This window comes from Bacillus sp. 17RED48 (assembly GCF_019837545.1).
Taxonomy (GTDB): Bacteria; Bacillota; Bacilli; order Bacillales; family Bacillaceae_G; genus Bacillus_A; species Bacillus_A wiedmannii.
This window is the reverse complement of sequence record NZ_JADAXG010000001.1, coordinates 865,309-879,809: the sequence shown is the minus strand read 5'-3', so window position 1 is coordinate 879,809 and position 14,501 is coordinate 865,309. Positions and strand designations below refer to the sequence as shown.

Annotated in this window: 13 protein-coding genes and 1 riboswitch; of the genes, 6 read left to right on the top strand and 7 right to left on the bottom strand. The window is 33.2% G+C overall.

Annotated elements, in window-relative coordinates:
• Nucleotides 1-124 precede the first annotated feature (124 nt).
• Nucleotides 125-1,342, bottom strand: coding sequence for an EAL domain-containing protein (locus tag ILT06_RS04875; protein ID WP_046957433.1), 1,218 nt, complete (start codon nucleotides 1,340-1,342; stop codon nucleotides 125-127).
• A 255-nt stretch (nucleotides 1,343-1,597) separates the two neighbouring features.
• Nucleotides 1,598-2,362, bottom strand: a complete 765-nt coding sequence (gene fadH / locus ILT06_RS04870; protein ID WP_000660897.1) for a 2,4-dienoyl-CoA reductase — start codon at nucleotides 2,360-2,362, stop codon at nucleotides 1,598-1,600.
• A gap of 244 nt (nucleotides 2,363-2,606) precedes the next feature.
• Here fadH and ILT06_RS04865 point away from each other — a divergent pair, with 244 nt between their 5' ends.
• Both ILT06_RS04865 and ILT06_RS04860 read left to right on the top strand, forming a co-directional pair.
• Nucleotides 2,607-3,464, top strand: a complete 858-nt coding sequence (locus tag ILT06_RS04865; protein ID WP_064474938.1) for a metallophosphoesterase — start codon at nucleotides 2,607-2,609, stop codon at nucleotides 3,462-3,464.
• Between the two features lie 97 nt (nucleotides 3,465-3,561).
• Nucleotides 3,562-3,798, top strand: coding sequence for a hypothetical protein (locus ILT06_RS04860; protein WP_048563234.1), 237 nt, complete (start codon nucleotides 3,562-3,564; stop codon nucleotides 3,796-3,798).
• A gap of 175 nt (nucleotides 3,799-3,973) precedes the next feature.
• On the opposite strand, the gene ILT06_RS04855 is transcribed toward ILT06_RS04860, so the two are convergent.
• On the bottom strand, nucleotides 3,974-6,082 hold the full coding sequence (locus ILT06_RS04855; protein WP_088047239.1) for a polyphosphate kinase: 2,109 nt from the start codon (nucleotides 6,080-6,082) through the stop codon (nucleotides 3,974-3,976).
• A 107-nt stretch (nucleotides 6,083-6,189) separates the two neighbouring features.
• Nucleotides 6,190-7,737 (bottom strand): exopolyphosphatase, encoded by a 1,548-nt coding sequence (gene ppx / locus ILT06_RS04850; RefSeq protein ID WP_240368224.1) that lies wholly within the window; start codon nucleotides 7,735-7,737, stop codon nucleotides 6,190-6,192.
• 168 nt (nucleotides 7,738-7,905) lie between these two features.
• Here ppx and ILT06_RS04845 point away from each other — a divergent pair, with 168 nt between their 5' ends.
• Nucleotides 7,906-8,364 (top strand): YkyB family protein, encoded by a 459-nt coding sequence (locus ILT06_RS04845; RefSeq protein ID WP_000804864.1) that lies wholly within the window; start codon nucleotides 7,906-7,908, stop codon nucleotides 8,362-8,364.
• 31 nt (nucleotides 8,365-8,395) lie between these two features.
• On the opposite strand, the gene ILT06_RS04840 is transcribed toward ILT06_RS04845, so the two are convergent.
• Entirely contained in the window at nucleotides 8,396-9,058 is a 663-nt protein-coding gene (locus ILT06_RS04840; protein ID WP_088047237.1) for a YkyA family protein, read from the bottom strand.
• A gap of 653 nt (nucleotides 9,059-9,711) precedes the next feature.
• The gene (locus ILT06_RS04835; protein WP_088047236.1) at nucleotides 9,712-10,353 is read right to left on the bottom strand and encodes a diguanylate cyclase domain-containing protein; all 642 of its coding nucleotides are present in this window, start codon (nucleotides 10,351-10,353) and stop codon (nucleotides 9,712-9,714) included.
• A gap of 163 nt (nucleotides 10,354-10,516) precedes the next feature.
• Here ILT06_RS04835 and ILT06_RS04830 point away from each other — a divergent pair, with 163 nt between their 5' ends.
• Entirely contained in the window at nucleotides 10,517-10,750 is a 234-nt protein-coding gene (locus ILT06_RS04830; RefSeq protein ID WP_076539911.1) for an SPP1 phage holin family protein, read from the top strand.
• Nucleotides 10,751-10,781: 31 nt separating this feature from the next.
• On the opposite strand, the gene ILT06_RS04825 is transcribed toward ILT06_RS04830, so the two are convergent.
• Nucleotides 10,782-11,282: a hypothetical protein gene (locus ILT06_RS04825; RefSeq protein WP_048563239.1), complete on the bottom strand. Its 501-nt coding sequence runs from the start codon at nucleotides 11,280-11,282 to the stop codon at nucleotides 10,782-10,784.
• 424 nt (nucleotides 11,283-11,706) lie between these two features.
• On the opposite strand from ILT06_RS04825, the gene ILT06_RS04820 reads away from it, so the two are divergent.
• Nucleotides 11,707-13,248: an MDR family MFS transporter gene (locus ILT06_RS04820; protein ID WP_088047235.1), complete on the top strand. Its 1,542-nt coding sequence runs from the start codon at nucleotides 11,707-11,709 to the stop codon at nucleotides 13,246-13,248.
• A gap of 91 nt (nucleotides 13,249-13,339) precedes the next feature.
• Complete coding sequence (locus tag ILT06_RS04815) at nucleotides 13,340-13,897, top strand: PadR family transcriptional regulator (protein ID WP_064474931.1); 558 nt, start codon at nucleotides 13,340-13,342, stop codon at nucleotides 13,895-13,897.
• A 350-nt stretch (nucleotides 13,898-14,247) separates the two neighbouring features.
• A riboswitch (cobalamin riboswitch) is annotated at nucleotides 14,248-14,436 on the top strand.
• Nucleotides 14,437-14,501: the final 65 nt, after the last annotated feature.

The window sequence follows — 14,501 nt, the reverse complement described above, 5'->3', positions numbered from 1 at the left end:
TGCAAAGACAGGGGTGGTTTCGTTCGTAAAATCTTTACAACGATAGACAGCATTTTCATCACCATTTTCACTATTACCAATTTATGATAAAAACAAACAAAAAATGCACGAATCTCTTCGTGCATTAAAATAAAACATCTTCTTCATATAAATATTCATACGATAAATCTATAAATAAAAAGTTTTCATCATCAATTGGGAAGGAAAATGTTCGTACCATCTCACCGGTTTCAATATCAGCATATAAATCTGAAAGTCTTGCCTTATTCTCAAAACGCATTTTCATAATATTTTCTAGAAAATACGGACGCCAACTCCAGTTCTTCATATAATACTCAGGCATCACAATCCATTCCCCATCTTTTTTCATAACGTTTCCTGATTGTTGGAAACCATCTTCGTTACAAATAAATATGCGAAAACTACACTGTGATACACTTTGGCTAAATTGTAATAACCAATCATTTATATCTTCATTCTTTTTCTGTTTGGCTAGAACATCACCAATTCGATCACGTAACATTTCTGTTAAATTATAAATCTTTTGTAACTTTTTCTTCTCATGTTGAATAAATTGATGACACTCATTACCAAGTCGTTCTTTCAAAACGTTCGTTTCAATAAAATCAGGTAAGCACTCTTTCAAATAATTCCCTTGATAATATCTACCACCGTTTTTCCAAGCATATTGTAGTTGATAAAAAGCATCTATTTCTTCATATAACAATGTTGCACCAATTCTTCTAGCAAGTAATGATAAAGAATATAAAATATCTTGATAAGATTGTAAAAGTGCAGTTTGCCTTAAGTTTGTTAAATCTACTTTTAAAATATCCGGTGCTAACACGCTAATACGTTCTAAATTACTTGTACCCGTTCCGACTTTATTAATCGAAATTTGAATACCATATGTACGATAATACATAAGCAAATGATTAAATTGCTCTATATCTTCTTGACATTCATGTTCTGTAATTTCTAAAACAATGTGTTTCAAATTTAAACCTTGCTCTTCATACATCAATAAAAGTTGAAGTAAACTTTCATCATCATCGTTCATTAATACGTTAGCATTCCGATGTATAAATAATAATAATTTTTGATCACTTTCTAAATAACGATTTAAAGCTTTTTCTACTATAATGTTGTCCGCTTCCAGTTGAAACTCACTCGGAATAGAATCATCATGAAAGAAAGAAGCTAGACTTTGTATGCCCTCTTCTGTTTGAATACGTCCTACTACTTCATATCCAATTACAGTATGCTCATCAGCACTAAAAATAGCTTGATAATAAGGAAGGACTTTATCCAAGTTACTCATTACATCTAATGCATCTATCAACGCGCTTCCCTCCCTTTACTTTTCAAAAATTATAACATGATATTTACGGAAAAATAATAAAAAATCCCTTCAGTTTTCCTGAAGGGATTAGAGGGGTAAAATGCTAAGGGGAATTAGCAATTCTACTATGAAGAAAAAAGAGGTCTTAAATATAACGTATATATGACCTCTTGTAAACACTTTTCTTTCACATGTCACAATTCCGTCACATTTAACCGTAAGAATATGGATCAAACATTCATTTTCTCATCCCTTTTAAAATGGATATTGATGTAAATGTTGTCCTCCATCCATTGTCATGCAAGTTCCATTTATGTACGCAGCTTCATCTGAACATAAATAATAAGCTAAACCTGCGATTTCTTCTGGCGTACCCAGCCTTCCAAGCGGAACACTTTGTATCGTACGCTTAGCCATTTCTTCTGAAATCCATAACTTATCAGCACCGCCCGTACGTTCAATTGGTCCTGGCGCGATAGCGTTAACTCGTATTCCATATTTACGTCCCCACTCAACAGCAAGCGTCTTCGTCATTGCTAACACTCCAGCCTTCGCTGCAGCCGAATGAATAACTCCCGGACCTGCATCCCATGCATATGTTGCTACCATGTTAATGATATTCCCTTTTATACCTTTTTCAATCCAATATTTTCCGACAGCCTGGCTACAGTAAAATGTGCCATTTAACACAATATTTATGACCGAATTCCAGCCATTCACGGATAAATCCTCTGCTGGACAAATAAAGTTTCCAGCTGCATTATTTATTAAAATATCAATTCGTCCAAACTTCTCATCAATCTGTTCAATCATTTTCTGAATATCATCAGTATTTCTTACATCCATTTGTACGGGTAATATTTGCCCTGGAAATTGTTCAATTTCCAACTTTGTTTCCTCTAGTTTTTCCTTTGTACGTCCTGTAATAACAACTCGTGCCCCTTCTTTTGCAAAACGAATCGCCATTCCTTTTCCCATTCCGCTTGATCCACCTGTAATAATAACTACCTTTTCTTTCACATACATCCCCTCCCAAAAATGAATACACATTCATTTTATCATTTTATTTAATAGAAATCTTTATATTTTTAAACTTTTCTGATATTTTAACGTAAAGAGGTTTCTTTTCATTCATTTTTTTCGTAATCTATACTACTTTTTTATTATTTAAAATATATTTCAAATAAACTGAAAGGAGATTTGAGTAACCTGTAGATGTAACGAACACATGTGATATAAGTCAAATAGGTATACTCATATTTTTATGAAGAAAATTACTAGAAGAGATTTTTTAAAAGTTGGCATGCGCACTTGTCTATATTCATTTATAACCACTAGCATCGGGTACTATTACGCTAAATATATTGAGCCTCATTTACTCTCTTTTACAGAGCATACACTTACATCGCAACTCATACCCAAAAGTTTTCATGGTATGAAGATTCTTCAATTTAGCGATTTACATCTCGGATACTATTTCTCTCTCCAACATTTATCTCAAATCGTTTCTAAAATTAATGCTGTAAAACCCGACATTGTTCTTTTTACTGGTGATCTCATTGATAATTATCAAACATATACTGCCACCCCTTTCGTTGCATCCATTTTAAAAAATATACAAGCACCCTTCGGTAAATTTTCTATTTATGGTAACCATGATCACGGCGGCTATGGAACGGAATACTATGAGCACATCATGCGTGAATCTGGATTTGAACTATTACTAAATAACGAAAAGAGAATCCGTCTACTGGATAATAGTGAAATTTCAATTTTCGGGCTCGATGATATACTACTAGGCAAACCAAAAATAGAGGAGACACTACAGTACGCGAGGCAAAATACTTATAACATTGTTCTTGTTCACGAGCCAGATATTGCACCGCAAATCGCTAAATATCCAGTTAACTTACAACTTTCTGGTCATAGCCATGGCGGACAAGTGCAAATTCCTTTTTTAGGCGCTATTATTACCCCATCACTTGCTAAAAACTATGTTGAAGGCTTCTATACGATTCAAGATTTAGCTCTCTATGTCAATCGGGGCCTTGGAAGAACACGTGTCCCATTCCGATTTATGTCAAAACCTGAAATTACGATTTTCACGCTCCAACATTCGTAATAATTCGCCTATTTTCTTACATATCCTTTCTTGTACGCGCTCATCCACGTTTCATTTACCATATGATAAAAGTGAGTCCAATAAAGGAGGTTTGTTCATGTACCCATATTATCAACCAATCCCAGTCCGTTCAGCACCTATTGGTCCAGTAGGCGACTCACGCTTCTTTCCGTTTTTTGGCGTCCCATTTCTAGCTGGCATTGCTGGCGGACTGCTAGGCGGTGCATTGGCTTTCGGTCCTAGACCGTATTATCCACCATATCCACCACCTTTCCCACCGCCAACACCTTATCCTTGTTATGGTGGACCTTGTCAACAACCATACTATTATTAATGTACTGCCACAATTCTACCAATGTTATTCCCTCTCTTGACCGATCCATGATCTATTAACATGCTTACAATAAAAACTATTCTCTCTACGCATCCATTTATTTAGAGAACATATAATAAGTAGAGAACAAAGTAAAAAAACCTCTTTTTTAAGAGGTTTTTTTACTTTGTTCTCATTATTCAGCATCCGTGTTTTGATACGCCATCTTAAACAACTTCACTTGGCTATCAATTTCTTCTGTACTACTATTAATAACATAATAATAATCACCGGTTTTATTTTGTTCGCGCGTTTTCACATTATCAGCTAATATAAGCTGTAAAATCGCCTTAATTCTCGCCTTCATTTCAATATCTAATATTGGGAAAGATATTTCTACTCGCTTTTCCATATTTCGCGTCATCCAATCAGCTGAAGATAAATATGTCTTTTCCTCTCCATTATGATGGAAATAATAAATTCGGCTATGTTCTAAATATCTCCCAACAACACTAACTACCCGAATATTCTCACTTACATTTGGAATACCAGGCCTTAAACAACATGTTCCTCGAACGATGAGCTCTACCTTTACTCCAGCTTGTGATGCTTCATACATTTTTTTTATTAATGGTTTATCTGTTAATGAATTCATCTTAGCGATAATATACCCATTTCCATATTGCCTATGATAACCGATTTCTTCATCTATTAAATCCATAAATTGCTCTCTTATATCAAATGGTGCAACCGATAAATGATGAAAATGCGGCTTTGTTGTATAACCGCTCAAATAATTAAAGAAATTTGTTGCATCGACCCCAAAGTCTTTTCGTGATGTAATATACCCAAAATCAGTATATAACTTTGCAGTCGCGTCATTATAATTTCCAGTCCCAAGATGTACGAACCTTTCAATTTTTCCGTTTTTTCTTCTTACAACTAGCGTAATTTTACTATGTGTTTTCAAGTGGCTTACACCGTAAATAACATGACAGCCCGCCTGTTCCAATTCTTTAGCCCAATTCACATTATTTTCTTCATCAAATCTTGCCTTTAATTCAACTAATACCGTAACTTGCTTCCCTTTTTCAGCTGCTACCTTTAGCGCCTGAATAATCGGCGAATCCCCACTTACTCGATATAATGTTTGTTTGATTGCAAGTACATTCGGATCGTCTGCCGCATCACGGACAAAATCAACTACTGGCTGAAATGATTCAAAAGGATGATGTAATAAAATATCATGCTCAATCGCTTTTTCAAATACATCTTCCGCATCCCCTAAGTCTTGAGGCCGTTGCGGAATAAGAGCCGGATATACAAGATGTTCATATACAGGAGCTAGTTTTTTATATAAAGAAAATAGACATGTTAAATCTAACGGTCCATCCATTATATACACATCTTCATCTTTTACTTCCAACACCTCATATAATAATGCTAATACTCTTTCATCAATATGCTCTTTGCCAACTTCTAAACGTACAGCAGCTCCCCACTTACGCTTTTTTAATTCTTTTTCAATTACCTTTAATAAATCCCTTGCACCTTCTTCATGAATTGTTAAATCCGCATTGCGTGTAATACGAAAACGAGTAACTGATGATACATTATATCCTGTAAATAATTTATGGGTAAAACCACTAATTACATCTTCTAATAAAATAAATTTATGCTTTTGCCCTTCACTCGGTAAAAATATGAAGCGTTCGAGTAATGAAGGAACTTGTACAATCCCTAACTTCGTACGGTTTTCTTCCTCCACTTGTTTCTCATCATATAAAAGAGTAGCTAAATTCAAACTTTTATTTAATAACATCGGAAATGGACGATATGCATCAATAGCTACAGGTGTTAAGACTGGAAAAATTTGCTCATCAAAATACTCTTCTATAAATTCCCTCTGTTCTTTCGTCAAATCGTGGAATGTTAAACGTTCAATCCCCTCTAACTCCAGCGCTGGCAACACATAATTTTTAAACGTATCATATTGTACAGTCATTAATTCATGGGCCTTTATCGCAATTTTATTTAATTGCTTTTTTGGTGTTAAGCCAGCCTTATTTTCTGGTTGGTTAAACCCAGCACTCACTTGATCCTTCAATCCTGCTACGCGTACCATAAAGAATTCATCTAAATTGGAACTGAAAATGCTAATAAACTTTAATCTTTCCAAGAGCGGATTCGTTTCATCCTGTGCTTCTTGTAGTACACGTTCATTAAATGCTAACCAACTTAATTCTCGATTGTTGTAATAAGCTGTATCATTTAAATTTACTATATTCCCCATCAACATTTCCATCCTCTTCACACTTCCCCTGAAACTTTTTTACTATAATTTAGTTACTTTTATTTTAGCAAATTACAATATTCCAAGGTGTTAATTTTTTGTAAAGACATCCGTACAACTTAACATTTTGATTCGAAGGATAAATTAATAGTCTTTTTCAACACTCTTTCCAGCTGCTTTTTTTGTTTTTCAGCTTGTACTTTTTCCGCTAATGCCGATTGCTCACATACAATTTTAAATGTTAATCCTTCTTTACTTTCTATTATAGATATCGATTCAACAAGCGATCTTTGTCTTATATTTAGAGCTGCTGAAAATTGTAAAACAGCCCCTAATAGGCGGATTTTTTTTTGTTCATTTTTATCAAACCATCCTTCAAATGGGGACAAGTGTTGTTTGAATAACATTTTTGATTTATAAGACGCAATAAGCGCTAATCTAACTCGCTCTTTATGCATCATACCATCAATTGTTTTATTCGCTAATAAATAAAACGTATGTAAGCGACTCGCTTCTTCGTCTATATATTTACCTATATTAAATACTTTCGCTGCTTGATGAAATACTTCCCAGTCTTTTACTGACATAGAAATTAGCCCTGTTTCTTCAAGCTGTTTACAAATCAATCTTCCATGTTTAATAAGCTGAATTACAAATTCCATATCCATTTCATATTCATGTGATAATAAATGTAAACTTTCTTCGACTACGTTCGGATAATATGAAATCCCCAAATCTTTTGTCAACTCTTCATAGAAAACACCTTCTCGTAACCCTTTTCTGCTTAACACAAATGCTGGTGCCTCTATAACATTAACAAGCGTATGAAAAACTTTGACTGCTGGAATAATTGTATCTGCTCGATCTTTTGCCAATCCTTCCAATTTTTGAATTTCTATGAACGACAATGCTTCCAATTCTTCTTTCACATTTTTAATATCTTCTTCTTTCATTTTATATAAATGTACCCCTGCTATAGGATAACAAATTAAATTTTGATGGATTTTCACTAAGTTCCTCGCACTACCACCAATTGCAATAAGAGGCAATTTCTTATCAATTAACCATGGTAATGTTCGAAATTGATATTCTAAGTACGTTTGAATCTTTTCCAACTCGTCTTCAGTAGGTATATCCTCTTTAATAAATTGTTGTTTTAAAGAAAGTGCTCCAAAAGGAAAGCTATGGTACTCTAGAATCTCTCTATTTCGAAAGTATGTAACTTCTGTACTTCCTCCACCAATATCTACTGTAATTCCTTCAGAGAACGAAGTTGAATTCATAACTGCTAAATAGCCGTAACGTGCTTCCTCATATTCTGATAAGACTCTAAGAGTAAAGTCTGTTTGTCCCTCAACCAGTTTTTTAATTGCCTCTTGATTCTCAGCCTGTCTAATTGTTGCTGTTGCAACACAAAGTACATGATGCAACTGGTGGAATCGTGTACTTTCTTGAAATTGAAATAACGTTTGTAACAATACCTCTATTCCTTCTTCCATCAACACACCATCAATTAAGTAATTCCTTAACCGAGCAACCACTTTCGTATTTTCAATCTCCTTATAAAAACCTCCGTTTTGCTTTTCATAAATAACTAAACGCATTGTATTAGATCCAATATCTATAATGGCATATTGCTGTTTTAATATTTCTTTCAAACTTCTCACTCTTTCATTATCAAATTTCTAAAACACATTCTATTACTATTATACAAAATAGTTGTTTTTTGTAACAATATTGCTTTAATATTGAAAATATATACAATCACTTTTTGCATATAATAAAAACCTCTTTTATTTATGTTATAATAATGAAAAATTGAAAGGAGATTCAATATGAAACCTTCACAACCACAATCTCAATTACAAAACCAACATTCTATTAATCGACTAGCTCAATCTATTTTCGTTGTGAATCGTCATGCTAAAGCTGCAACTAATCCGAAGTATTTATACTGGTTAAAAAAGACGGCTTTAGAACGCTTAATTGCTGAAAAAAAAGCTATTAAAGAAGGATTACATTTTTCTAGAAATCCACGTTTTAGCCAACAACAATCTGATGTTCTTATACGTTTAGGTGATTATTTTTTCCATATTCCTCCTACCAAAGAAGATTTTCGAATCCTACCACATCTTGGTCATCTTGAATCCTCCTATCGAAATCCGAAAACAACCTTATCTTTAACAGTAGCAAAAAAAACACTTCAAGATTATATTGGTCCTGAAGCACTGAAACAAGAAAAAAAATTAAGTGAACCTGTCCCATGGTATAGTCGTACTTATACAAAAAAATAAAACAGTTTGGCCAATTGTAGGCCAAACTGTTTTATTTTTTCTCTTCTTTAATTTTAATATTTGCTTGTTTATAAAAAGCTATTTTTTCTGTATTATAAGATTTTGTAAATTCATTAAACTTGTCTTTTTCTGATTCAATATCCTTATAAGATTGATTTACTACTTTTACTTTTTCACTAATATCTTTTAATTTTGTACCTTTATCTTGTAACATTGTATATAATTCTTTTTCTTGTTTTAACGATTTATTATAGCTATCATACATCTTGTTAAATGAATCTTGTCGTTTCTCATATATGCTTTTCACTTTATCCGCTTGATCTTTCAATTTCTTATCTTCAATTTTCTTCACATATTTATCTACTGATTTTACTTCTTCTTGTGCCTTACTTAAAGATTCTTTTTCTTTTTTAAGCACTTTGTCTCGTTCATCTGTATTTTTCACTGCTTGGTTCAATTTTTCCTTAACAGTTTGATTATTATCTTTTCCTTCTCGAACAATCTGGTTATATAATTCTTGTCCCTCTTTTTCTAAAGTTTCAAGTTTCTTTGCATCTTCAAACATTGTTTTTTCTTGCTTTGCAGCATTTTCAAATGCAACATATAATTCCTCTTCTGGTTTCGGTCCGAAACAACCGGCTAATAAAGTCATTGATAATGCAGTTACAATTGCTAATTTACTATATTTCAACATCTTCTTCCTCCTACTTATATACGATCATCGTGTAAAAAGCTATGAAAATTATATATCCTTCTATAAACTCCATACTCGCACCTTTTCTACGAAAATCATTGATATTGTTTATAATGCTTGTACAAATTGTATTACTTAAAATTACATTTTACTTTTTTGAACCAATTAGCAGTTTCATATCCATCTTTTACTTAGCACTTTTTAAAGTCTGTTCATACTATGTATTACATAAAAGTACAACGGAATTCATCACAGCCATAATAATTTGAAGAACAACAGTAATAATAATTCACCTGATAAAAGATGATCGTTGTTCTCTCACGTCTATCATTCTATCATTCCCTTTCCGGCTTTCTATCAAATAATCTATTTGTTCATTTTACACAGTATAAATGCTATCTTGCAACAACTTACAATTATTCTTGTCATTCCCTAAAAAGGAAAAGTGTAGAGCATGCTTCCCTCTACACTTTTAAAATGAAACACATTGTGCAAAATGCATTGACACATCCATCATAATTATATGCTTATTCCATATATTTTTAAAGACTTTTATTACAATAAAAGTTCTTTTTGTAATAAAAGTCAAAAAAATGTTACATTCAAAACTTCTTCATATCATATTTCTTCAAATCAAAGTTTCACTCATTTTCTTACAAATCCCTATGCTGGTACAATTGATTTTGTGCCTTTCTTAACAATTCTTCAAAAGTTTTTCCTTCTATTGGATAACTAGCAGCTCCAAATAAAAGCGTCATACTTAACAAACCATTTTCTATTTCACTTTCAATATTTTTCATTAATCGGTTTGTTATCGTCGACTTTTCATGTCCGTTATCAACTGCCACAATAACATACTTATTTTCGTCCCACCTAGTAACAACATCCCCTTTACGAATTGTCTTTACAATTGTACTCTCCAATTTTTGTACTAACACCTCCAAATTTTTTTCTTGCACTGTTTCTTTTAGTCCTTTCCATTCTTTCATAGAAAGAATGTACACTGTAATATTATGAGAATCCCGTTCTGACAGAGCAGTTACTTTCTCAAAAAAATCAACTACAAAATCATTACTTGCCATTCCTCCTACTTCCGTATCCATACGTCCACTCGCTCTTTTATCATACCAATGTCCAAAATAATAGCTGAGTATCATTTGCAATATATAAATAATAAAGACGGTATAAAATGATCGCGAATCCAGTTTTGTAATTACATCCTGAAGCGCAATCCATTCTGTAACTGCCACTGTATTCCCAAGTAATAACCCACTAATTTTTCCTTTATGTTTCATACTTCTCCTCCCTTCTATACCAATATATGTTTCTATAACAATTATGTTTTTCTACAAAATAAAAAATGTACACATTGAGTGTACATTTTCGCTTAAGCTTGTATACCATTTTTATTCTATTTCATATATATACTATATATCGTTTTAGAAAGAGGTGATCTGTATGCTACAAAAAGAAAATCTATCAGATATTATACGTTTACTAGCAGGCTTTCTGTTATCGTTAAAATTATTATGTAATTCTTTCGGAGTGAACTTTATTACAAACGATCAAATTGACGCTATTGTAAATGTTGCTTCCTTTCTTTTCATTTTATATTTTGGTTATAAAAATAATTATGTAGGAAAAAAAGGAATCGAGCAAAAAAAAGTACTCAAAAAACACAATCTTCATTAAAAAAGGAACCTTTCTTACAGGTTCCTTTTTATCATTGCCGCACAACAACTTCATTTGTTTGCAGCGGACCATATGATACTCCTTTATATTGAAATGTATATGTAGCCTGAAATAATGCGTTTTTAATTGCTTTATCTTTATTTGCTTTTATTTTACAAATTAGTTCTACTTTCTCATTCGGTAATAAATTTTCGATTCGCCACCTTACAAGCTGGAACAAAAACTCGCTCATCCCCTTATCAGCCTTTAATGAATTTGGGATATATGCAAAATAATCTCGAATCATATGACTTACTACAACTCGTGAAATCATTTCCATTCCTTTATTTTCTACTTCAATTCGAATAATAAGTATGTCGTTTACATCATAGGTCAGTTCATATGAAAATTTTTCTTTATACATACTACGGATTTGTAATGTAACTGCTATATTAGGACATTCGCTTTCCTTTTTTGAGCCATCAATCCATAATACTGGTTGTAGCGGTATTGAATGCCTTCCTTGATCCGAATTTCGTTTCCATATTTTCACAATAATATTCACCCCATTTCAGATGCATCATCCATACGACCTTATTCTACCTCTCTACACCATATTAATAAAGCTTGTTACAAACGATATATAGTTATTGCTCTTCCTTGTATCCTATTCGACAATATAAAGAAAAAACCATTTTTCCTCTGTTAACAGGCAGTATTCTTACTGAAATATTTTTTTACAATTTCCTTCATTGACTTTATACCAATATTAAGTATTACTCACTCTTTTGCTGTCCATACAACAGAATATTTTGACGGAAGAAAAAGTTTGCCTTTTAGTCAAATTTGACTATAATATTCTTTATGGCTTTGTCAGTGCACTTGTTTAAATTAATTTGAAAGAACTATACTTTAAATTTTTATGTGCTGCACTCAAAACTTCATATAGTTTACTTATTATTAAAGGAGGGTTATATTTGGAATCTCAATTATCAAAAAAAGACTCCAACAATACAAAATTTGTTGTTGCAGGTTTATTACTTGGTATTTTAATGGCGGCAATGGATAATACAATCGTTGCAACAGCAATGGCAACGATTGTTGGAGACCTAGGAGGATTTGACAAGTTCGTTTGGGTCACGTCTGCATATATGGTAGCAACAATGGCAGGGATGCCTATCTTCGGAAAACTTTCTGATATGTACGGACGGAAACGCTTTTATATTGGTGGTCTCATTCTTTTCTTATTCGGTTCTGCACTTTGCGGGACAGCATCTAGTATTGAGCAACTAAGTATTTATAGAGCAATTCAAGGGATCGGCGGCGGTGCTCTTATGCCTATCGCCTTCACGATTATGTACGATATATTCCCACCAGAAAAGCGTGGAAAAATGACAGGGCTATTCGGTGCGGTTTTCGGGACATCTAGTGTATTCGGCCCTTTATTAGGTGCTTATATTACAGACTATATAAGTTGGCATTGGGTCTTCTATATTAATATTCCATTAGGACTTATCTCTTTCTTCTTCATTACTAAATACTACAGTGAATCTCTAGAATTTAGAAAACAAAAAATTGATTGGGCCGGCGCTATTACACTTGTTATTAGTATCGTTTGCTTAATGTTCGCCTTAGAACTTGGTGGTAAAGAATACGCATGGAATTCCACTGTAATTATCGGTTTATTTACAACAGTTGTTATTATGCTTATTATTTTCTTCTTCGTAGAACGAAAAGCAACTGAACCTATCATTTCTTTCCATCTATTTAAAAAACCTTTATTCGCAGCTAGCCAAGGAGTTGCCTTTTTCTATGGTGCCGCTTTTATTATCTGTACAGTTTATATCCCAATCTTCGTTCAAGGTGTTCTCGGCGGTTCAGCCTCAAATGCTGGATTAATTTTAACACCTATGATGGTTGGCTCTGTAATTGGAAGTCAAACAGGTGGACAGTTAGCTTCTCGAACAAGCTATCGTAACATCATGATGGTATCTGGCGTTTTCTTCGTAATTGGTATTTATTTACTAAGCACTTTAACAATGGATACACCTCGTCTACTTGTAACGCTATTTATGGTTCTCACTGGACTTGGAGTTGGTTTCTCGTTCTCAGTTTTAAGTATGTCTTCTATCCACAAGTTAGAAATGCGAGACCGTGGTTCTGCTACATCAACAAACTCATTCTTCCGTTCACTCGGTATGACTCTTGGTGTAACGATTTTCGGTACAATTCAAAACCATATTTTTACTACTAAATTAAACACTGTGTTCCCTCCTGAACTAGCTAAATTAGCTCCAAAAGGCGGAGACACAAGTTTCTTATTAACACAAGGTGCTACCGAGAAGATTCCAGCTGAAATATTAACTGGTATTAAAGATGCTCTCGCTACCTCTATTGCCAGTACATTCTTCTGGGCACTTATTCCGGCTGTACTAAGTATTATTTGTATTTTACTTATGGGCAATGAACGCCTCTTTACAGGTCCAAAAACGAAACAAAAACAAAAGCAAGTAAGTTAATATAGAGAGAAGAAACGGCATATCCCTTTATGAAAACGGATATGCCGTTTATAATATGTATAAAGTTTTTATTTATAGGAGTTGAGACAGCATGAGCATGAAATTAGTCATTCTCGGCTTGCTACTCGAAGGAGATAAACATCCATATGAAGTGCAGCACATCATGAAAGAACGACAAATGGATTGTTATATTAAATATGCAAAAGGATCACTTTACTACGCCTTCGAGCAATTAGAAAAGCAGGGTGCAATTCGTATTACCACGATTGTTCGAGATACGAATAGACCCGATAAAACAATCTTTCATATAACAGAAGAAGGTAAACGGTTATTTCACACGTTACTATTAAAACAATTCGAGGCAAAAAATCAAATCTATAAACCAATTTATTCAGCACTCTCTTTCGCTCATTTTGGTGATGATCAAGAGTTAATTCCTATTTTAGAAAAAAAGAAAAATGATACCGTTCAATATTTACATAAAATGCAAACTATTTATGATTGTAGCAAAGGACACATTCCACGTGCACAACTATATATTTTACAAAGCGTTATTGAACATATTACAGTTGAATTACAATGGTTAAACACCCTCCTTACAGATGCAGTTGCAGGGCGACTGTCAGAAATTGATATAGATGAAAGGTAAACTTATAAAGAAGAAACTGTAAAAAGACAATAAAGTTATTTAATGTTAAAACCTAAACAAGTATCCCCCGTTCTAATTTAGGACGGGGGATACTTGTTTAGGTTTTGATATAACATGAACCGATTGTTAAATAACATAACTGGCATCTTATCTCTGTACAGATACACACTTCTTTATAAGTTTAATCGCACTTTATTTCAATTACCGCTACCTCTCTTCACTCTTATAAAAGTTAGAACAATCAGAATAATAAAAATAAAAAACTTTAGAATTTTCTTATTTTAAAACAGTAGACAAAATTCCAAAAATTGTGTTAGAATTTGTTTCAATATCATATCGCTTGTTAACTTCCTTTCAAAAGGAAAATAGGTACACGAAAATTTCGTTTCGTGTTTAAAAGGGAAGCTTGGTGAAACTCCAACACGGTCCCGCCACTGTAAATGCTGAGATTTCTTGTTTAGTGCCACTGTGAAAACGGGAAGGTGAAAGAAATTATATGAAGCATAAGTCAGGAGACCTGCCTGTTTTAGCAACACTGATAGATTCACGGATGATGATGAGGTGTTAAAACAAAAAGGAAGGCTTATTTTCTATGCCTTTATGC